This window comes from Sedimenticola selenatireducens, assembly GCF_007625115.1.
GTDB classification, from domain to species: Bacteria; Pseudomonadota; Gammaproteobacteria; order Chromatiales; family Chromatiaceae; genus Sedimenticola; species Sedimenticola selenatireducens_A.
In genome coordinates this window covers 239,426-260,080 of the sequence record NZ_VMNH01000005.1, presented here as the reverse complement: position 1 = coordinate 260,080, position 20,655 = coordinate 239,426, and the positions used below count along the sequence as shown (strand labels likewise).

The 20,655-nt window shown below is 49.8% G+C and carries 17 protein-coding genes; 13 read left to right on the top strand and 4 right to left on the bottom strand.

Going from position 1 to position 20,655, the window contains the following annotated elements:
• Positions 1–39: 39 nt before the first annotated feature.
• Positions 40–2,328, bottom strand: a complete 2,289-nt coding sequence (locus tag FHP88_RS04985; RefSeq protein WP_144357910.1) for an NADP-dependent malic enzyme — start codon at positions 2,326–2,328, stop codon at positions 40–42.
• A 295-nt stretch (positions 2,329–2,623) separates the two neighbouring features.
• Here FHP88_RS04985 and mdh point away from each other — a divergent pair, with 295 nt between their 5' ends.
• Positions 2,624–3,556: a malate dehydrogenase gene (gene mdh / locus FHP88_RS04980; RefSeq protein WP_144357909.1), complete on the top strand. Its 933-nt coding sequence runs from the start codon at positions 2,624–2,626 to the stop codon at positions 3,554–3,556.
• Positions 3,557–3,643: 87 nt separating this feature from the next.
• Here mdh and FHP88_RS04975 read toward each other — a convergent pair whose 3' ends face one another.
• Complete coding sequence (locus FHP88_RS04975; protein ID WP_144357908.1) at positions 3,644–4,834, bottom strand: amino acid aminotransferase; 1,191 nt, start codon at positions 4,832–4,834, stop codon at positions 3,644–3,646.
• Between the two features lie 145 nt (positions 4,835–4,979).
• Here FHP88_RS04975 and hemW point away from each other — a divergent pair, with 145 nt between their 5' ends.
• From hemW to FHP88_RS04955, 4 genes are all read left to right on the top strand, one after another.
• Positions 4,980–6,149 (top strand): radical SAM family heme chaperone HemW, encoded by a 1,170-nt coding sequence (gene hemW / locus FHP88_RS04970; RefSeq protein ID WP_144357907.1) that lies wholly within the window; start codon positions 4,980–4,982, stop codon positions 6,147–6,149.
• Between the two features lie 188 nt (positions 6,150–6,337).
• Positions 6,338–6,691, top strand: a complete 354-nt coding sequence (locus FHP88_RS04965) for a DUF3135 domain-containing protein (RefSeq protein WP_144357906.1) — start codon at positions 6,338–6,340, stop codon at positions 6,689–6,691.
• A gap of 103 nt (positions 6,692–6,794) precedes the next feature.
• A complete protein-coding gene (gene rpmE / locus FHP88_RS04960; protein WP_144357905.1) occupies positions 6,795–6,998 on the top strand; it encodes a 50S ribosomal protein L31 in 204 nt (67 codons plus the stop codon).
• Between the two features lie 427 nt (positions 6,999–7,425).
• A complete protein-coding gene (locus tag FHP88_RS04955; RefSeq protein WP_144357904.1) occupies positions 7,426–8,724 on the top strand; it encodes a citrate synthase in 1,299 nt (432 codons plus the stop codon).
• Here the strand turns inward: FHP88_RS04955 and FHP88_RS04950 are convergent.
• The gene (locus FHP88_RS04950; protein WP_144357903.1) at positions 8,721–9,323 is read right to left on the bottom strand and encodes a hypothetical protein; all 603 of its coding nucleotides are present in this window, start codon (positions 9,321–9,323) and stop codon (positions 8,721–8,723) included. The two genes, FHP88_RS04955 and FHP88_RS04950, sit on opposite strands and share 4 nt — an antisense overlap.
• 9 nt (positions 9,324–9,332) lie before the next feature.
• Positions 9,333–11,729, bottom strand: coding sequence for a penicillin-binding protein 1A (locus tag FHP88_RS04945; RefSeq protein ID WP_144357902.1), 2,397 nt, complete (start codon positions 11,727–11,729; stop codon positions 9,333–9,335).
• Between the two features lie 206 nt (positions 11,730–11,935).
• On the opposite strand from FHP88_RS04945, the gene FHP88_RS04940 reads away from it, so the two are divergent.
• The 8 genes from FHP88_RS04940 to FHP88_RS04905 all read left to right on the top strand — a co-directional run bounded on the left by FHP88_RS04940 (position 11,936) and on the right by FHP88_RS04905 (position 20,466).
• A complete protein-coding gene (locus FHP88_RS04940; protein WP_186297613.1) occupies positions 11,936–13,012 on the top strand; it encodes a pilus assembly protein PilM in 1,077 nt (358 codons plus the stop codon).
• A 1-nt stretch (position 13,013) separates the two neighbouring features.
• Positions 13,014–13,571 (top strand): PilN domain-containing protein, encoded by a 558-nt coding sequence (locus tag FHP88_RS04935; protein ID WP_144357901.1) that lies wholly within the window; start codon positions 13,014–13,016, stop codon positions 13,569–13,571.
• On the top strand, positions 13,568–14,155 hold the full coding sequence (locus FHP88_RS04930; protein ID WP_144357900.1) for a type 4a pilus biogenesis protein PilO: 588 nt from the start codon (positions 13,568–13,570) through the stop codon (positions 14,153–14,155). The genes FHP88_RS04935 and FHP88_RS04930 overlap by 4 nt, the downstream gene beginning before the upstream one ends.
• Positions 14,156–14,235: 80 nt before the next feature.
• Positions 14,236–14,691, top strand: coding sequence for a pilus assembly protein PilP (locus FHP88_RS04925; RefSeq protein ID WP_260843164.1), 456 nt, complete (start codon positions 14,236–14,238; stop codon positions 14,689–14,691).
• A gap of 7 nt (positions 14,692–14,698) precedes the next feature.
• A complete protein-coding gene (gene pilQ / locus FHP88_RS04920) occupies positions 14,699–16,876 on the top strand; it encodes a type IV pilus secretin PilQ (RefSeq protein WP_260843163.1) in 2,178 nt (725 codons plus the stop codon).
• Positions 16,877–17,056: 180 nt separating this feature from the next.
• Positions 17,057–17,581 (top strand): shikimate kinase AroK, encoded by a 525-nt coding sequence (gene aroK / locus FHP88_RS04915; RefSeq protein ID WP_144357897.1) that lies wholly within the window; start codon positions 17,057–17,059, stop codon positions 17,579–17,581.
• 64 nt (positions 17,582–17,645) lie between these two features.
• Entirely contained in the window at positions 17,646–18,746 is a 1,101-nt protein-coding gene (gene aroB / locus FHP88_RS04910; protein WP_144357896.1) for a 3-dehydroquinate synthase, read from the top strand.
• The gene (locus FHP88_RS04905; RefSeq protein ID WP_260843185.1) at positions 18,727–20,466 is read left to right on the top strand and encodes an AAA family ATPase; all 1,740 of its coding nucleotides are present in this window, start codon (positions 18,727–18,729) and stop codon (positions 20,464–20,466) included. The genes aroB and FHP88_RS04905 overlap by 20 nt, the downstream gene beginning before the upstream one ends.
• Positions 20,467–20,655 lie beyond the last annotated feature (189 nt).

Below are 20,655 nucleotides of genomic sequence, written 5' to 3'. Positions count from 1 at the left end.
GATCGCGCCTGGATGTCTAAGCCAGCCAACTCTTAACGGTTAGCCGGAAGATTGATTGGTTTTCCAGTCGATGGCATCAACTACCGCAACGGCGCTCATGTTGACGATACCTCGAACCGTGATTGAATCGGAAACCACGTGAGCGGGAAATTTTAATCCAGTTAACATCGGTCCAACAGGTACAGCATCTGCCAGTACCTTGACCATATTGTAGGCGATGTTGGCTGAGTCCAGATTAGGCATAACCAAGAGATTGGCGGCACCTTTAAAGCGGGAATGGGGAAAAATCTTGTCCCTGACTTCATCAGAAAGTGCGGAGTCTGCGTGCATCTCTCCTTCTACCACTACACCGGGATACTGCTCATGTAAGATTTGACGTGCCTCTTTCATTTTACGTGAGAACTCATTATTCCGACTGCCGAAATTAGAGTTAGAAAGCAACGCCGCTTTGGGCGACATGCCGAAGCGCCTGACAATATCGGATGCCATAGCCGTCTTTTTAGCAATCTGCTGAGCTGTTGGGTCTGTGGTTACATGAGTATCCGTCAGGAAAAATGTACCCTTGGACAGAATCAGCATAGTGACTGCTGAACAATCCGTTGTATCGGGTCGTACACCAATGACATTGCGGATATATTTGAGGTGTTGAATATAGGCCCCTTCTACACCACAGATCATGGCATCTGCATCACCCTGAATGGTCAGCAGTGAGGCCAGCACCGTTGAGCGTGTCCTTACAACCCTTCGTGCAAAGGCAGGTGAAACACCGTTGCGCCCCTCTATTTCATGATAATATTGCCAGTCCCTTTCATAGTTCGGGTTGTCATTCATGTTGACAACCTCTACATCTGTGCCAAGTTTGAAACGCAATCCCAGGTCCTTTGCTTTTTCCTGGATGACATCAGGATGACCGATGAGAATAGGTTTACAGATGCCGTCATCGACAAGCACTTGCACAGCCTGTAGTACGCGGTTCGACTCGCCTTCTGCAAAAACCACGCGTTGTGGATTCGCGATGGCGCGTTCGAACACAGGCTTCATTACCAGACCGGAACGGAATACAAACTCACGTAATGTACGACGATATTCGTGAAAGTCTTTTATGGGTCGAGTGGCGACGCCGGAGTCCATCGCCGCCTGGGCAATTTTTGGCGGCAGGTCGGTCATCAGCCTTGGGTCGAATGGTTTGGGGATCAGGTACTCTCGTCCAAATTGAAGTGCTTGGCCACCATAGGCGGCTTGCACCTGGTCCGAGGCCTCTTTCTTTGCCAGATCGGAAAGTGCCTCAACGCAGGCAATTTTCATTTGCTCATTGATGGTGGTCGCGCCCACATCAAGTGCGCCCCTGAATAGGAACGGGAAACAGAGGACGTTGTTGACTTGGTTGGGATAGTCAGAGCGACCAGTTGCGATGATGGCGTCGGGTGCGACTTCGAGTACCTCTTCGGGTGTGATTTCCGGAGTCGGGTTGGCGAGAGCCAGCACAAAGGGTGGTTTGGCCATCTTGGCGATCTGATGCTTCTTGATCACGCCAGGTCCGGAAAGTCCCATGAAGATATCCGCGCCCTCAATCACATCATCCAGTGTGCGTTGATCTGTCTCTACCGCGTAAACTTCTTTGTAGGGGTCCATGTCGGCTTTACGGCCTTTGTGGACGACGCCGTCCCGATCTACGACGCGAATATTCTCTTTCTTAAGGCCCATGCTGACCAGTAGATTAAGGCAGGCAAGGGCCGCGGCGCCTGCGCCGGTGCAGACCAGTTTGACATCTTCAATGTTTTTTCCTGCCACCCGCAAACCGTTTCTGATTGCAGCGGCCACAACAATCGCTGTGCCATGCTGATCGTCATGGAACACAGGGATTTTCATCCGTTCACGCAGGCGTCTCTCAATCTCGAAACATTCGGGCGACTTGATGTCTTCAAGATTGATTCCACCGAAGGTGGGCTCAAGGGCGGCCACGGTCTCAATAATTTTTTCCGGATCTTTTAGATCCAGTTCAAGATCGAAGACGTCCACGCCGGCAAACTTTTTGAACAGCACCGCTTTTCCTTCCATGACAGGTTTGGCGGCGAGTGGGCCAATGGCACCTAATCCGAGCACGGCGGTACCGTTGGTGATGACGGCAACCAGATTACCCCTGGAGGTTAGATTGGCGGCTTCATTTGGGTCGCGCACAATCTCTTCACAGGCGGCCGCCACTCCTGGTGAGTAGGCAAGTGCCAGGTCACGCTGGTTGACCATCTTTTTTGTGGCAACAATCTCCATCTTTCCGGGTTTCGGAAAACGATGGTAATCAAGTGACGCCTCACGAAACTCGTCTGACATGTTCTATTCCTTTAATTATAGGGTTTTGCAAAAGATGGATTTAAAAAATAAATAATGACTATAGATTTATCGAATAGATTATACCAATTCCAAGCGTCAGTAACGCTATTTTTGTCTGTTTGCAACCAAAATTTATGAATTCACAGTGTTTTTTGTGTATTTTAGTACAATTGTCCTATTAATTGGCTGGTTTTTTCAGGGCAGAATGGATTCTTTCTTAGAAATGCCGTAAGATTTCGTCCGATTTTGAGCTATTCTAAGTTATTACCTAACATTACTGCAGAGGATTAATCTCATGAAGGTATCCGTTCTTGGCGCCGCAGGCGGCATTGGTCAACCACTGGCCCTCTTACTCAAAAACGCTATGCCCGCCGGTTCTGAGTTGGCGCTATACGACGTTAATCCTATGGTTCCAGGTGTTGCTGCCGATCTTAGCCACATCCCTACCCCGGTCAAAGTAACGGGTCATGGTGCAGATCAACTGGAAGCGGCCATGAAGGATTGCGATATCGTGATCATTCCTGCAGGCGTTCCTCGTAAGCCCGGTATGTCTCGTGATGATCTGTTTAACGTAAATGCTGGAATCGTTAAGACCCTGGTCGAAACCGGTGCAAAAGTTTGCCCGAATGCCTGCTACGGTATTATCACCAATCCAGTTAACTCTACTGTGGCTATTGCTGCTGAAGTGCTGAAAAACGCCGGTGTTTATGACAAGCGCAAGCTTTTTGGAATCACCACCCTCGACATCATCCGCTCCAACACCTTCGTTGCAGAGTTGAAAGGTCTTGATCCAACGGAATTGAATATCCCCGTTATCGGTGGCCACAGTGGTAACACCATCCTGCCATTGCTTTCACAGATTGGTATTGAGTTTACCCAAGAAGAGGTTGAAGCACTGACACCACGCATCCAGAATGCGGGTACCGAGGTGGTTGAGGCGAAAGCAGGTGGCGGATCCGCTACACTTTCTATGGCTGATGCTGGTGCACGCTTTGCACTGACCCTGCTGAAGGCTTTGGGCGGTGAAGAGTCTGTCGCCTGTACTTATGTTGAAGTGGAAGACCAGCCAACCCGTTTCCTCTCTCTGCCTGTTCGTCTGGGTAAGAATGGTGTTGAGGAGATTTTGCCTGCAGGTACTTTGAGTGCCTATGAGCAGAAATTGTTTGACGAGATGCTGCCTACCCTAGAAAGCAATATTGCGAAGGGTGTTGAGTTCGCGAACAGCTAACGCTTACAAGGTTGTCGATGTAAACAGAACGCCCGGCATTTTGTCGGGCGTTCTGTTTTTTGGCGTAATATATGGTGAAGTACGACGTTACAGTACTTGGGCTATACCGTTACACAGGGCATCCATATTATTGCGGGTCATGCCTGCCACGCTGATTCTTCCAGAACCAACGATATAGATCGCGAACTCATCCTTTAGTCTTTTGACCTGATCGGGATTCAGGCCAGAGAATGAGAACATGCCGCACTGACGGCTAATGAAACTGAAGTCCTGCGCCACACCTTTCTCTTTCAGCGTCTGCACAAACAGATCCCGCATGGCCTGGATACGATCTCGCATCTCTGCCACTTCTTTCTCCCATTCGACATACAGTGATGCGTTGTTGAGGATGGTGGTCACGATGCCGCTACCATGAAAGGGAGGATTGGAGTAGTTGGCGCGAATAATCGACTTAACCTGACTGAAAGCGGTCTCGGCCTGGGTCGCATCGTTTGCCACAAGCGTTATACCCCCGACCCGCTCGTTATAGAGGCCGAAGTTTTTGGAGAATGAGCTTGCCACCAGGAGTTCTGGATTGTGCTGGGTGAAGACACGCAGGCCGGCCGCGTCCTCTTCAATGCCACTGCCAAATCCCTGATAGGCGAAATCAAATAGGGGGAGCCAGCCACGTTCTGCGGAAAGCTTTGCCAACTCTTCCCACTCTTCTGCCGTAGGATCGATGCCGGTTGGGTTATGGCAACAACCATGAAACAGGATGGTGTCACCTGCAGCGGCTTGGTGCAGAGACTTTTTCATGGCATTGAAATCTTTATCTTTAGCCTCGGCGTCATAGTAGTCATAGTTGACCACTTCAAGACCTGCTGCCTTAAAGATATTGCCGTGATTGGCCCAGGTTGGATTGCTTACCCAGATCCTTTTGCTTGGCATATGCTGAGCAATAAACTCCGCGCAAATGCGCAATGCACCGGTTCCGCCTGGCGCGTGTGCTGAGCGTGCGCGTCCGGTGTTGATGATTTCGCTCTCTTTTCCAAACAGCAGGCGTTGCACGCCTTGGCCGTATTCTGCTGTGCCCTCTATGCTGAGATAGCTTTTGCTCGTCTCCTGCGATAGCAGGGCCTCTTCAGCTTTTTTAACGCATGAGAGAATGGGGGTAGTCCCTGCCTCATCTTTATAGATGCCGACACCAAGGTTAATTTTGCCGGTGCGAGAATCCGCCTTAAAGGCCTCAGTTAAACCAAGGATCGGGTCGGCTGGTGCGGCGCTAAGCTGTTCGAACATTTTTACCCTCATGCGAGTTATTAATTGACAAATCGGCCAATATGCTACTCCCTGTGGGTGGTGTTGCAAAGTAGTTAATGCTGATAGGCTGAAAACCAGAATTGATAATAATCGCTGTTGCTGACGGTTGATTAGGAGCTTGAGAATGAACCATGTTTCACCGTTGCCGCCGTTAGGTCTCTATGTGCACATACCTTGGTGTGTGCGGAAGTGCCCCTACTGTGACTTCAATTCACATCAAGCGATGAGTGATACCAATGAGGCTACCTACATAGAGGCGCTGTTAGCCGATTTGCGTTTTGAGTTATCAATCCATCCCGGTATGGAGGGGCGTTGTGTGGATACCCTGTTCATCGGGGGCGGAACACCAAGCCTGTTTTCGGCCAACGCGATCGAAACCTTGCTCAGTGGCGTGCGTGATCAAATCAACTGCCGGGATGATTTGGAGGTTACCCTTGAGGCCAATCCTGGCACGCTTGAATGGGGGCGCTTTGAGGCTTACGCGGCGGCGGGTGTCAATCGGCTCTCCATTGGGGTGCAAAGTTTTAATGCGTCGTCGTTGCAGCAGATTGGCAGGATCCATGGGGCGGAAGAAGCGCAAGCAGCTGTTGCTGCTGCAAAGTCCGCTGGTTTTGACAGAGTGAATATTGACTTGATGTGTGGCCTGCCGGGGCAAACTCTGGAGATGGCCCTGGCCGATATAAGAATGGCCATTGAATTATCCCCTGATCACATATCCTATTATCAGTTGACCCTTGAGCCAAACACGCCTTTTTATCGGCAGCCGCCCAGCCGCTTGCCCGATGAGGATGACGCCTTTGAAATTCAAAGGCACGGGCAGGCGTTACTTGCTGCTGCTGGTTTTGCGCAGTATGAGGTATCAGCGTTTGCCAGGGATGGGCGCGTGTGCAGGCACAATATGAACTATTGGCAGTTTGGCGACTATTTAGGCATTGGTGCGGGGGCTCACTCTAAGATTACGTATGCTGATCCCTGGTCTGTATCACGGCGTTGGCGAGTGCGCAGGCCTGAGGTGTACCTGCAATCAGCAGGAACCGAGCTGGCGGTGTCTGGCTTCAGCCATCTGGAAGAAGATGATTTGGTTATGGAGTTTATGTTGAATGCGCTCCGATTGAAGAAGGGATTCAGGACAGGGCTCTTTACCGAACGGACGGGATTGGGTGAAGCGCACTATAGGCGGCGGTTAGATGTGGGGGTAAATAAGGGATTGCTTTTGGTAGGGGGCGACAGAATTTGTGCATCGGAGCTGGGGTGGCAGTTCCTGGATGATTGCGTCTCGCTTTTTCTGGAGTGAAAAGCCATGTAATGGCGGCTGTTTAGCGCAACTATCTAAATATACCCTTAAAAAACAGTCCGTTATGATTTTTATTGGGTCTCTGTTTAGGGAGACATTCGAGCGAGGGTTGTGCTAGTCTGGTGCTACAGCTATGCGGGCGGATTGTGGATATTTCATTTCGTCCAGCCAAGATTGTGAGGTGATCAATGGAGCGGTCAAGAAAAAAACTTGATTTTGATCATTGGCTTGAACTGGCCAAAGACCGACAAGCGTTTGAAGCATTGCGTCGCAGTATGATTGATCAGGTGATCGAGCAGGCGCCGGAGTCACAGCGGGACCGTCTCAGGCGGCTTCAGTGGCGCATTGATCAGGAGCGCAGGCTATCTGCCAGTCCAATGGGCGCCTGTATTCGCATATCACGCATGATGTGGGAGCAGATGGTTGGGCAAGGGGGGCTCGTTGAACATCTGAGTGGGCTTCATAGGCGTGGTTTGGGGAGTCAGGCGAAAAAAATGAAGGGAGCTGATGTCATACCCTTGACTCGCGGTGTATTTGATTAGGTTTTCTTATTTCTTGATATTGCCAAGCGTTCTTGGCTCTACTATAATGGTGCGTTCACCCCGCCCCTATTTGCGGGTAGTTTGAGTTAATTCAGAGGCTGTCATGAAAGCAGATATCCACCCAAATTATGAAGAGATCAAAGTGGCTTGCAGCTGCGGGAACGAGTTTACCACCCGTTCAGCACTGTGTGAGGATCTGCACGTGGAAGTCTGCTCTGCCTGTCATCCTTTCTTCACCGGTAAGCAGAAGATTATGGATACCGCTGGCCGTGTAGATAAATTCCGCAAGCGCTATTCACGCGGTTAACGCCAGCGAAATGCTGAGAAAATAAAGGGCACTTCGGTGCCTTTTATTTTGTCTATGCGACGAATCAGGCATTAGTCCGTACGACTGTCTAATGGTCTATGCTTAGAGGCGTCAGCGAGGCGGGTAATATTGTTCCAGTCTCGCCCTTTTGTACTATGCATTATTTCAATACGTAGTATTAAATATTGCAGTCATTGCGTCCAAATATTTCCTTCATGACGGAGTGCTGTAGGTATTTATCCCGTAAAATTCACGTAGTACGACCATTATTGCCAATTTATGGGTAGGCATTTAGGTAAATAGAGTAAAAAACAACACGCTCATCACTTGGATGATCGTCCTATTAAATGCCTAAGGGGTTGTTCTGATCGGCCGACTGTTATATAAAAGGCCAGTTAGCCAGTTTATGGCAGGAGAAAGTGAGCTTATGTCAGATAAAAAAGTAACCTTAACCAATGAAGCGGATGGAACCTCTGTAGATCTGCCTGTTTATTCGGGCACTGAAGGGCCGGATGTTGCGGATATTTCGACCCTTTACAAGCATACCGGGATGTTTACCTATGACCCAGGTTTTGTAGCCACGGCGAGTTGTCGTAGCGCCATTACTTATATTGACGGTGATAAGGGCATCTTGCGTTACCGCGGCTACCCTATCGAGCAGTTGGCCAAGGAAGCAAGCTTTCTCGAGGTGGCCTACCTACTGATGTACGGTGACTTGCCTTCTGCTGAAGAGATGACGAAATTTGATAATACCATTCGTCATCACACCATGATTAAGGAGACTCTGAAAAGTTTCTTTGATGGTTTCCAGTATGATGCACATCCGATGGGTATTATGGTGGGTGTGGTTGGATCGCTCTCCGCCTTCTATCATGACTCTTTGGATATCAACAATCCTCGCCATCGTGAAATTTCTGCGCATCGTCTGATAGCCAAGATGCCAACCATCGCGGCTGCCAGCTATAAGCACAATGTGGGTGAGGCGTTCATCTATCCCCAGAATGATCTGGATTACTGTGAAAACTTCCTGCATATGATGTTCAGTAATCCTTGTGAGGAGTACACGCCTGATCCGGTAGCTGTGAAGGCGATTAATACGCTGTTCATCCTGCATGCCGATCATGAGCAAAACGCAAGTACCTCTACCGTTCGTCTCTCAGGTAGTTCACAGGCCAATCCGTTTGCCTGTATCGCGGCCGGTATTGCTTCTTTGTGGGGGCCGTCACATGGCGGTGCCAACGAAGCGGTCCTTGATATGTTGAATGAGATCGGTGATGTCTCACAGATCGATAAGTACATTGCCAAGGCGAAGGATAAGGATGATCCATTCCGCTTGATGGGCTTCGGACATCGTGTCTACAAGAACTTCGACCCACGTGCCACGCTAATACGTGAAGTGTGTCATGAAGTGCTGGCCAATATGAAGGGTAATGATGACAATCCGCTATTTGAATTGGCATTGCGTCTTGAGCAGGTTGCGCTTGAAGATGAGTACTTTGTTGAACGCAAACTCTACCCCAATGTTGATTTTTACTCCGGCATTATTTACCAGGCCCTGGGAATTCCAACCAGCATGTTTACTGTGATGTTTGCAGTTGCCAGAACAGTTGGCTGGGTTGCGCATTGGATGGAGATGATGGATGACCCCGAGTTCCGAATCGGCCGTCCGCGCCAGCTTTATACCGGTGCACCGATGCGTGATTATGTTCCTGTGGACAAGCGCTAATCAGGATCGAGCATTTTCAGTACCTTGTTGATCGACGCCCCCTTATGGGGGCGTCGTTCTATGGGGTCTAAGGGAAGGTTGTGGCGGTCCGCTATGGGTAGGATAAGCAGATGAATTTCATCCTCCCCGGCAATAAAGCTCAGGATAGATCTTTTTACATGTTTCTTCTGTGTATAGTCGGCGCGTATCTCCCTCTGTCTCCAGGGTATTCTTTGCGCCATTAGCTCAAGAATCACTTCTTCATTGGTGTCAGCAAAGAGAATGATTTCAATGGGGGTGTGTTGAAATGCAGTTCCTGACAATACCTGGCCAATCAATAGCGGATTGAATGATTTGAGTGAGCGCATCGCATTGAGTGCCGCTTTTCGGAGTGACTTGAGTTGTTCTGGCTGTCTGGTAGCTTGAAATAACTGCTGATGATCACGGAGTGCCGCTTCGATTTCTCGATTTTCAGGGAGTTGGTGTGGGTCGGTACAGTTTAGACGCTTGGCCGCTTTATCCCGTGCTCGGGCAAAGGAGATGTGGTGCCGAGCGATCAGTTGTGCGGCCTGTATAGCAATGCGCTGTCTTATATTAAGGTGTGTTGGCTGTTTCGGCATGGCTGTGGGCTAGAAAATTTGTTGTTCGCCTGCCCCTTCCTTTGTCGATTTCCCCTGCTGCTGGCTGGTGGTGGCATTGTTTGCGGGCTCCTCCGGTGCATTTTCACTCCTGAAAACCTCAAAAATGGCATCGGCTTGATCGACACTTGCCCGTTTTCCGGTTTTTGGGTCGATTCTTACTGTGACCATGCCGCTCGGTAGCTTTAAGGGAAGCTCCGGTACATCTTTCAGGGCCACTTTCATGAAGTCAATCCAGGCGGGTAATGCGGCGCGCCCACCGACCTCTCCTCTTCCCAGGGGCTTTGATGTGTCAAACCCTACCCAGGCAATTGCCACCAGTGAACGGTTGAAGCCATTGAACCAGGCATCGCGTTGATCGTTAGTGGTGCCGGTTTTACCCGCAAGATCCCCGCGGCCTAGGCTACGTGCCTTTATCGCAGTACCCCGGGTAATGACGTCCCGCATCATGGAATTCATTAAGTAATGGTTTTGTGGCGAAATAACCCGGGGGGCGATCAGCAGATCCCCGGAGGCTTCTTGCGTACACTCTTCGCAGACCGTGACAGGGTTACTTTTCTCGACCAACTCACCGGTATCCCTCTCGATCCGGTCGATGAAAAAGGGCTCAACCTTAAAGCCGCCATTGGCCAAAACTGCATAGGCTGACGCCATCTGTAAGGGAGTGACGGATCCGCTTCCCAATGCCAGTGAGAGGTTGTGAGGCAGTTCGTCCGGATTGAAGCCGAATCTCTGCGCATGCTCCAGCGCCTTTTGTATGCCGATTGATCTAAGGAGTCGTATAGAGACTAAGTTACGCGATTTGGTTAGTGCATAGCGAAGTCTGGTGGGGCCAAAAAATTTACCGCTGTAATTTTCAGGTCGCCAGGCACCTTCGAGACTCGGATCATCAAAAACAACAGGCGCATCATTGATGAGGCTTGCTGGGGTGAATCCTGACTCCAGTGCTGCAGAATATATAATGGCCTTAAATCCCGAGCCGGGCTGCCGCAGTGCCTGGGTCACCCGGTTAAACTTGCTGTGATAGAAGTCATAGCCTCCGGCAAGAACCTTGATTGCGCCATTGTCAGGATGGAGGGCCACCAGTGCACTTTCGGCCGCCGGTATCTGCGCTAACCGGATCTGAGGACCTTCTTCATCCTGGCGCTCTAGAATGCGGATGAGATCGCCGGGCTTGATGATTTCCTCGGTTTTCTTTGGTGCGGCGCCGACGTGATTGTCACTTTTGTAAGGCCGTGCCCATTCAAGCCCTTCCCAGGGAATGGTGAGTCGCCTTCCCTCGCCAAGATAAACTGCTGCGCTCTTCTCACCGATCTCAGTGACGATTGCTGGCGGTAAGTCGCCAACAGTTCTATGGTCTTTAAGTAAGGCGTCGAGGGTAATGTCATCTTCAGTGCCGGTAATGTTTAGGTGCTGCTCAGCGCCCCGATAGCCATGCCGTTGATCATAGGCCTGTAAGTTATTCCTTAGAGATCTGTTGGCCACAGTCTGAAGCGCACTGTCGATGGTGGTGTATACGTTAAAGCCTGTTGTATAGGCGTCGTTCCCATAGCGGGCGAACATTTCTGCGCGCACCATTTCGGCGATATAGGGCGCGTCGGCCTCTGTTTTAGCGATATGCAGTGAGGCGGTGATAGGGGTTGAGCGAGCATTTTGCTCGTCCGATTCAGTGATAAAGCCGAGCTTGGTCATTCGCCCAAGCACATAGTCGCGTCGTTGGAGTGATCGCTCTGGATCGGCGAGGGGATTGTAGCGGGAAGGTGCCTTTGGAAGCCCGGCAATCATCGCAATTTGTGGCAGTGTCAGTTGATCGACGGACTTTCCATAATAGACCATGGCGGCAGCGCCCACCCCGTAGGCGCGGTTGCCCATGTATATCTTATTAAGGTATAGCTCCAGAATCTCTTGTTTGGTCAGGTCGTGTTCAATACGCAGAGAAAGAAAAATTTCACTAAACTTACGGGTAAAAGTCTTTTCGCTGGAAAGGAAGAAATTACGCGCCACCTGCATGGTGATGGTACTGCCTCCCTGGCGGCGCTCGCCGGTTAGCAGCAGTTGATAGGCTGCACGAAGGAGGCCCTTGTAATCAACTCCGGGGTGCTCAAAAAAACGGTCGTCCTCTGCCGCAAGGAAGGCTTGAACCATCTGTTCAGGAATCTCTTGGTAGGACAAGGGTATACGGCGCATCTCACCAAATTCGGCAATTAGCTTGTTGTCGTTGGAGAAGACGCGCAGGGGAACCTGGAATTTGACACTCTTAAGGCTCTCCGTGGAGGGTAGAGTGGGTTCAAGATGGTAATAGAGAGCGGCTATACTGATTGCAGCAGCGGCGCTACCGACGAGGGTAAGCCAGAGAAAAAGCTTTGTTAGTTTCTTTAACCACTTCATGAGCCAGTTCACGGATTGAGTAATTTAGGAATCCAGAATATCAGATATATGCCGTTATACTACCAAATATGAGCAACTGTGACAGTCTTGGGCAAAAAAGACTTCACAAGAAAATCATTTACTGCTATATAGTTAACTAGTGTAATTAAAGGAAAACCTAAAAGTTCTCCGTAAAGCCTAAATATAATTGCGAGAAAGGAAACGCGATGGCCCCTTTTTTCGGATCCAAGAAGCAGGCAATGCTTGGACTTGATATCAGTTCAACGGCTGTAAAGTTGCTGGAATTAAGCAAATCATCTGGCAGATCTGGTGCGCAGTATAGAGTAGAAGCCTATGCTGTGGAGCCGTTGCCGGCGAATGCAGTGGTTGAGAAAAATATTGCTGATGTCGATGCGGTCGGACAAGCCATACAGAATGTCGTGAGGCGCTCTGGTACCAGGGCGCGTCAAGCTGCGGTGGCGGTGTCTGGTTCAGCGGTCATCACTAAAATCATCACGATGCCAGCCTCTCTGTCAGATCAGGAGATGGAGAGTCAGATTCAGTTGGAAGCGGATCAATATATCCCCTACCCTTTAGAAGAGGTGAATCTGGACTTCGAAATTCTCGGGTCGTCCGAGAAGAATCCGGAAATGATGGATGTCCTTCTGGCGGCCTCGCGAAGTGAGAATGTTGACGATCGCGTTGCTGCGCTTGAGATTGCAGGGCTTACAGCCAGTGTGGTGGATGTAGAAGCCTACGCAATGGAGAATGCATTCAGCCAGATTGCAGATCAGCTTGCAGATGGAGGGGATGATCAGACGGTGGCAATTGCGGATATTGGAGCAACGACGACGACGCTCAATGTGCTGCGCAATGGAAAGATTATCTACACCCGGGAGCAGAACTTTGGTGGCCGTCAACTGACCGAAGAGATACAGCGTCGATACGGTCTCTCGCATGAAGAGGCGGGTATGGCTAAGCGGCAGGGGGGGCTCCCGGATAACTATGTGCCGGAAGTACTAGAGCCTTTCAAAGAGGCTATGGCGCAGCAAGTGAGTCGTTCCCTCCAGTTCTTTTTCTCCTCCAGTGCCTATAACAGTGTCGATCAGATCATCCTGGCGGGTGGCAGTTCATCTATTCCAGGAGTGGATGAGTTGATTGAGGAGAAGATTGGCACCCCGACGATTGTGGCCAATCCGTTTGCAAATATGTCGGTTGCTTCAAGTGTCAAGCCACAGGGATTGAGCAATGATGCCCCTTCGCTAATGATAGCCTGCGGACTCGCCTTAAGGAGTTTCGACTAACATGGCCCATATAAACCTACTTCCCTGGCGGGAAAATCTCCGAAAGAAACGCCAAAAAGATTTTGGCATGTCGGTATTGCTTGCACTTATCCTGACTGGCGCGGCTTGTGGCGGGGTTCATTTCTTCGTTGAGGATATGATCAGCTACCAGGAAGAGCGCAACAGTTATCTCGGTGGGGAGATCGCAATAGTCGATAAAAAGATCAAAGAGATTAAGGACCTTGAAAAGCAGAAGGCACAACTCATTGCCCGCATGAATGTTATTCAATCGTTACAGGGGAGTCGTCCACAGATTGTTCATTTGTTCGATGAACTGGTTTCCACTATTCCGGATGGTACGTATCTGACAAAGGTTAAACAGGTGAGTGACCAGGTTACGATGGATGGCGTGGCGGAGTCTAACGCACGCGTCTCCTCTTATATGCGTAATATTGATCTTTCCGAATGGCTGGGTAATCCGTCGTTACAGGTTATTACCAGTACAGATAAAGCAAAAGGAACGTTCACTTTGATCTCTAAGCAGATCAATCGGAACAGCAGTGAAGGAGGTCAGCAGTGAACCTTCAGGACCTGAACGAACTTGATTTTAACAATATTGGTAGTTGGCCTGCTCCGATAAAGGGCTTCATTATCATTCTACTGTGCATCGGCTTGGGTGTCGGTTGGTACTACATGAATACTGAAGAACAACTCCTAAATCTCGAGACAGTTGAGAAAAAAGAGTTGGCGCTGAAAACGGAGTTCGAAAGTAAGCAGGCCAAAGCGGTTAATTTGGAAAAGTACAAGAAACAGCTGGAGGAGATGAAGCAGTCCTTTGGTGCAATGCTCCGTCAGCTTCCGAACAAAACAGAAGTTGCCGATTTGTTGGTGGATGTATCACAGACCGGACTAGCTTCGGGTTTGGAGTTTGAGTTATTTGATCCCCAGGAAGAGGTGCCCCGTGAATTCTATGCGGAGTTGCCGATTCAGATACGAGTATTTGGTAATTATCACGAATTAGGTGAATTTATCAGTGGATTGGCGGCGTTGCCACGCATTGTAACAATCCATGATGTTACGATGGAGCCTAGAAAGGATGGCGAATTAGTCATGTCAGCGACAGCTAAGACTTATCGCTACTTGGAAGAAGAGGGGGCGAATTGATGCGGTTGTTTCAGCGTGTAAGGCTTTTCGCCGTATTTCTCATGGTCCTCTACCTGTTAACAGGGTGTGCGGATAGGGGCATGCATGATCTCAAGGGCTATGTCGAAGAGGTGAAGTCCAGGAAGGCAGGGCATATTGAGCCGCTTCCTGAGATTAAGCCGATTGAGACATTTGCATATATCAGCGATGGTCGTCGGAGCCCCTTTATTTCTCAGGCGCAAACCGAAGAGACCAGTAGTCAGGCTGAAGGCGTTGGCTTGAGCCCAGATTTTAATCGGCGCAAGGAAGAGCTTGAAAGTTATCCCCTTGATTCGCTTCGGATGGTCGGGTTACTTGAGCAGTTGGGCATCACATGGGCGTTGGTGCAAACTCAGGAGCGCACGATTCACAGGGTTAAAATCGGGAACTTCCTCGGAACAAACCATGGGCAGATAACCCAGGTGAGTGAAACTCAGATTGAGCTGACGGAGATTATTCCAGACGGCCAGGGCGGCTACCGTGAACGGCAGGCTTCCTTGGCTTTGGCAGGAGAGTAACAGGGCTATGTTAATGAAAAATAAACCACTTGATGCGATACAGTGGAATGGGGCTAGGATGACTATTAATGCGCGCCGGCTATTGTTAGTGATGACACTTTCTTTAGTGTCAATACTTATTCCTGCCTTTGCTGCAGATAATGTTCTTAAAGAACTTAGCTTTGCAGCATTGCCTGGTGATGATGTCGTGATTACGCTTCGCGCAGAGGGGGCATTTGCTGAACCTAAAATCTTTACCACCGACAATCCTGCCCGGATTGCGCTTGATTTTTATGGTCTGAGCAATGGTTTGGCCAGTAAAACCCAGAGTATTGGGATTGGTATGGCGCGCAGTGTCACGGCGATAGAGGCGGGAGATCGTACCCGTGTGGTGATCAATCTGATAGAGGCCAGTGCCCATAGCGTTAAAATAGACGGTAATGAGCTGAACATTACCATCAAAGGTGGGGCAAATATCGCGGCAAATGATAGTAGTGCATCAATGGCTACTGCACCTGTAGCCAAGAGTATGTCAAAGCCAATGTCATCCTCGGATGAGGGTTTGCGTAATGTAGATTTTCGACGTGGTGATTCCGGAGAGGGGCAGGTCATACTGGAGTTGGGTAATCCTGCCGTTTCTGTGGATATGCGCGAAGAGGCCGGCCGTGTTGTGCTGGATATCTTGAATACCACGCTTCCTGATCGTCTCATGCGCAAATTTGACGTAGGTGACTTCGCGACCCCGGTCAAGCAGTTTGAGGTGACCAGTCAAGGCAATAATGTTCACATTGAAATTACAGCAGCAGGTGAATATGAGCATCTCGCCTATCAAGCCAATGATCTGTTTACAATCGAATTCAGGGCGCTGACCAAAGAGGAAAAAGAGGAGATACAACGCCGCAAAGAGACCTTTACGGGAGAGCGGTTGTCACTCAACTTCCAGGACATCGAAGTACGTGCCGTCTTACAGTTACTGGCAGATTTCACGGGATTGAATCTGGTAACCTCCGACACCGTGAGCGGAAATATCACCCTGCGTTTGAAGAATGTGCCTTGGGATCAGGCGCTTAGCATTATCCTCAAGACCCGTGGTCTCTCCATGCGGCAAAATGGCAATGTGATGTTGATTGCCCCTACTGAAGAGATTGCTGCCCGTGAGAAATTGGAGTTGGAATCACAGCGACAGATTGAAGAGCTGGCTCCACTGTTCTCGGAATATATTCAGCTTAATTACGCCAAGGCAACGGATATCCAGAAGCTTCTGAAGAGCGAAGGAAATCAACTGCTGACACCTGAGCGAGGGAATGTCAGCTTTGATGAAAGAACCAATACTCTCTTGGTGAGAGATACCGCCGCCAAACTGGAAGATATTCGCCGTCTTATCGGTCGATTGGATATACCGGTAAGGCAGGTGCTCATTGAGTCACGGGTCGTCATTGCAAACGATGATTTTGCTAAAGACGTTGGGGTGCGCTTTGGTTTGAGTACAAGGCTGGCAAATGATGGGAACTTTTTAAATATTGGTGGTACGCAAGATGGGTATCTTGGTAATACGGCTGGTTTGCATGAGGGAACAGTAGAGACTCCGGGAGGGTCTACACAAGATGGACTTTTAGTGAATCTGCCACAAACGCTTAGTGCAACACGCGGGGGTGCTTTAAACTTCGTCGCGGGCAAGATTGGTTCTTACCTCCTTCAACTCGAGCTTTCAGCCATGCAGCAGGAAGGCAAAGGTGAGATCGTATCAAGTCCTAGAGTGGTAACCTCAGACCAGAAGACGGCGGTCATCAAGCAGGGTGTTGAAGTGCCCTATCAGGAAGCCAGCTCTAGTGGATCGACAACAGTATCATTTAAAGAAGCCGTCCTAAAATTGGAAGTGACTCCTCATATTACACCGGATGACCGGATTATCATGGACCTCAATATCACCAAAGATAATCCTGATTTCTCGCGCTCTGTTTTGGGTGTGCCGCCTGTCGATACCCGTGAGATTGAGACCTCGGTGATTGTTGAGAATGGCGAGACCGTAGTCCTGGGTGGTGTCTTTGAGCGGACTGAGACCCGTAGTAAAGAGCGTGTCCCCTTCTTTGGTGATCTGCCTTATGTTGGGTTTATGTTCAAGCAAGAGCTGCGGAAGGATGAGAACAAGGAGTTGTTGATTTTTGTTACGCCAAAGATCCTCAAGGATACGCTCTCCGTTCGCTGAGCGACTGAGTGATAATGCATAAAGAGGGGTCTATCCAAAGGTAGGCCCCTCTTTTTTTGACGATTCAATTAGGGAATCTGCCCTCTGGAAGTTTGCTCTATTATTCTTTGGCGCTTAGTATTCACGGTTACTTGACGTAAACTCATTAGTGAATCAACGGCACGGTGTTTGTAGTACGATATGAATCATCCGAATAACATATTTCTGGTAGGGCCAATGGGTGCCGGTAAGAGCACTATTGGCCGTCAAGTGGCCACTCTTCTTGGGCTGGATTTTGATGATACAGACCATGAGATTCAGCGACGCACCGGCGTGGATATACCGACGATCTTTGATTTTGAGGGTGAAGAGGGTTTTAGGAAAAGGGAGAGTGCTGTCATTGATGACCTGACTCAGCGCGGTGGACTGGTGCTCGCGACGGGAGGCGGATCAATTCTCAATCCGGAAAATCGTAGAAATTTAAGTAGCCGCGGCTTTGTGGTCTACCTCTATTGCAGTCCAGAACAGCAGTATGAAAGGACTCTCCGGGATCGGAGTCGCCCGCTTTTGCAAACCGAGGACCCCCTGGGTACGTTGCAGGCCCTTATGAGCGATCGGGACCCTCTCTATCGGGAGACAGCGGATATTGTGATTACCTCAGAAAAGCGCAGTGCCACCGCGGTAGCCAATGAGATTGTCAGAAAGCTCCGTTCTGATATTGGTTGAGTGCTGAGCGCAAGGGTTCATTCCTTACCTTAGTCTGTAAAACTTCATTCACGTATACCAGCAAATGAAAAACGAAATCTGCACATTAAATGTCAATCTAGCTGAGCGCTCTTATCCGATCTATATCGGAGCAAATCTGATCACAAACAGTGAGTTGTATCGTCCCCACATACATGGGCAACAGGTGCTCATTGTGACCAATACAACCGTGGCTCCGTTGTACCTGGAGTCGGTCATGTCGGCGCTTAGCGCTTATCAAGTTGAAACGGTTATATTGCCTGATGGTGAGCAATTCAAAACCTTATCTGTCTGGCAGCAAATTATAGATAGCCTATTGGAATATCGATTTGATCGGCGTTGTACGGTTATCGGATTAGGTGGCGGTGTAGTGGGTGACATGGCTGGATTTGCGGCCGCGTGTTACCAGAGAGGGGTTTATTTTATTCAAGTGCCGACGACCCTCTTGGCCCAGGTAGATTCATCTGTTGGCGGAAAGACCGGTGTTAACCATCCCCTTGGGAAAAATATGATTGGCGCCTTCTACCAGCCGCAGTGTGTGATTGCCGATATTGATACGCTCCAAACATTGGATAATCGACAGCTATCAGCAGGTCTTGCGGAGGTGATCAAATACGGTCTGATTGGCGATCCGGAGTTTTTTGATTGGCTTGAACGGCATGTGGATGGCCTGATGGCGAGAGAACAAGGGTTGCTTGCTTATGCTATTGAGCGGTCATGTAGCGACAAGGCTGCTGTTGTGGCGGCCGATGAGCGTGAAGCCGGAAACCGGGCTCTTTTGAATCTTGGACATACGTTTGGACATGCTATCGAGACAGGCGTGGGCTATGGTGAGTGGTTGCACGGTGAGGCGGTAGGTACAGGGATCTGCATGGCAGCGGATCTCTCGCGCAGACTTGGCTGGCTAGACTTGGGTGCCCAGAAGAGGATTGAGGCGCTTATCGAACGTGCAGGTTTACCTACGGCTCCTCCATCTGGATTGGATGCTGATCGCTTTATGGAGTTGATGTCGGTGGATAAAAAGGTATTGAACAACAGGGTTAGACTGGTCTTGATGCGCCAACTCGGTTATTCGGTTGTTACAGATGAGTTTGAATCGACAATGCTAGAGGGAACCTTGCGTGAGTATGGAAGAGCGGCCAGCTAAAGCGCATGCAGCGCCCCCTCTTCAGCCGTTTGTGAAGAATGGGCGGGGTGTGAGCGAGCCCTATTTTTCAACCCCCGAGCTAAGACAGCGTCTCGATCTGCTGCGGCACCTGACCGACAACAGTGAAAAGATTCTCCTTGTAAAGGGTGAAGACGGGGCCGGTAAATCAACATTTGTGCAGCAGTTTCGTAAGCTCGCTCGTGATGAGTGGGATCTCTGTTGTATGGATGCAAGCCATACCTTTCAGCCGGATCAGTTTTTTGCCCACCTCTATCGAAGATTTGGTCTTACTGATGAAGCCAGCTTAAATATAGAGCAGCTGCTGCGGCGATTCGAGCTGCTTTCAGCCGCTGGTCGCCTGCCTGTTATTGTGATCGATGATGCCCATTTATTACCCGTGGCCACGATAATTGCAATATTTCGGTTATTTGAGCGCCGTCCGGGTAACCGGGCGTTAATCAGGATCGTGCTTTTTGCCACCCCCGACATTGTCAGGCAATTTCAAACACCGCAACTTCAGGCAATGAATTTACAGTCTGTGCAGTCTCTCGAGATGCCCCTGCTGGACAGTGATCAGTCGCGTTCTTTTGTGCAGTTTTTGCTTGATTTGGGGGGTGAGTCGAAACACTTGAAATTAGGGTCTGGGGCACTGAATCGATTGGTCAGGGATGCTGTCGGGTTGCCTGGATTACTTGAAGCACAACTTCAGCGCCTTTTTTCTGACACGCCCAAGCCGGCTAAAGTTGTTACGGCTATTCAGCCTGTGGACAAGGGCCCCGAGAGGGGGTTGCTTTCTGATTTGCCAAAACCTGTGCTCTTGGGGGCGGGAGTGCTGGGTATTCTACTCATGCTCACACTCATTTTTCAGAATGAGATCAATGAGCTTTTTCTTGGGTCATCGCAGGAAGAACGCATTGCCTCAGTAGGGCCAGCGGGGGATAAAACGACAAGGCCGCTCCAATTGCCAGAAGCGCCTGCTGAAATTCAGCGTGCCCCTTCACCAGGAGTCATGAGGCAAAACCAGATAGCGTTGGATGGCGTCATAGAAACAAAAGAAGCGGACCTGATATTACCGAATGCACATAGGCAAGAGTTACTACAGGCTGAGGCTGAGGAATCTCCGGTTTCGGCAAGTGCTCCTTTGTTGGAAAACGAGTTGATGACTGAGGTGCAGGAGGTGGATGGGCGCGGAGACTCTGAGCAGATGGCGATTCCTGCGCCGCTTCTAACGATGAGCGATGCGGTTTCTTCACAAGCGGAAAACCCTCTAGCTCAAAGAGAAATCCCTGCTGAGATGACTCAGCCGGTTCAGCAGGTGTTGAAAGCTGTCGAACAGCCTATGCTGCCCGCGACCTCTGCGAAGGGGGCTGAGTCAGGGCAGAAAGAGGTTAAAGTTGCTCCAAGCACGCAGGCGGTGGTGGGTATTCGAAGAGAAAAGTGGCTTTTGGAGCAGGCACCCAAGAGTTTCACGTTGCAACTGATCGGTGTAAGGGATGAGCGTGCAGTAAAAAGCTTCATTGAGCAGTATCGCTTAACCGGTGAAGTCGCCTATTTCAGGATGACCCGTTCTGGGGGCGCCTGGTTCTCAGTGCTGTATGGAGTTTATCCTACTAGAGATGCGGCGGTTAAGGCGCGCAGTAACCTTCCGGTACCCTTGCGCAAAAGCGATGTTTGGCCGCGAACCTTTGCTTCCGTCCAGGCCGCGATTAAATCACCGTAGTAACTTATTTTCTATTACCAAGTGCTACCCTTTCGAAATTTATCCAAAGATGTAAACTGCTAGCCTGCAGAGACATTTTCCATTATCCTGCAGGGTTCTGTTCGGCCGGAAATCCTCATTGAGGTTTTTCCCCAGCCATTTTGGACGACCCCCGGAGATCGGCTTTCCGGGCATTACGTCCACGTTTAC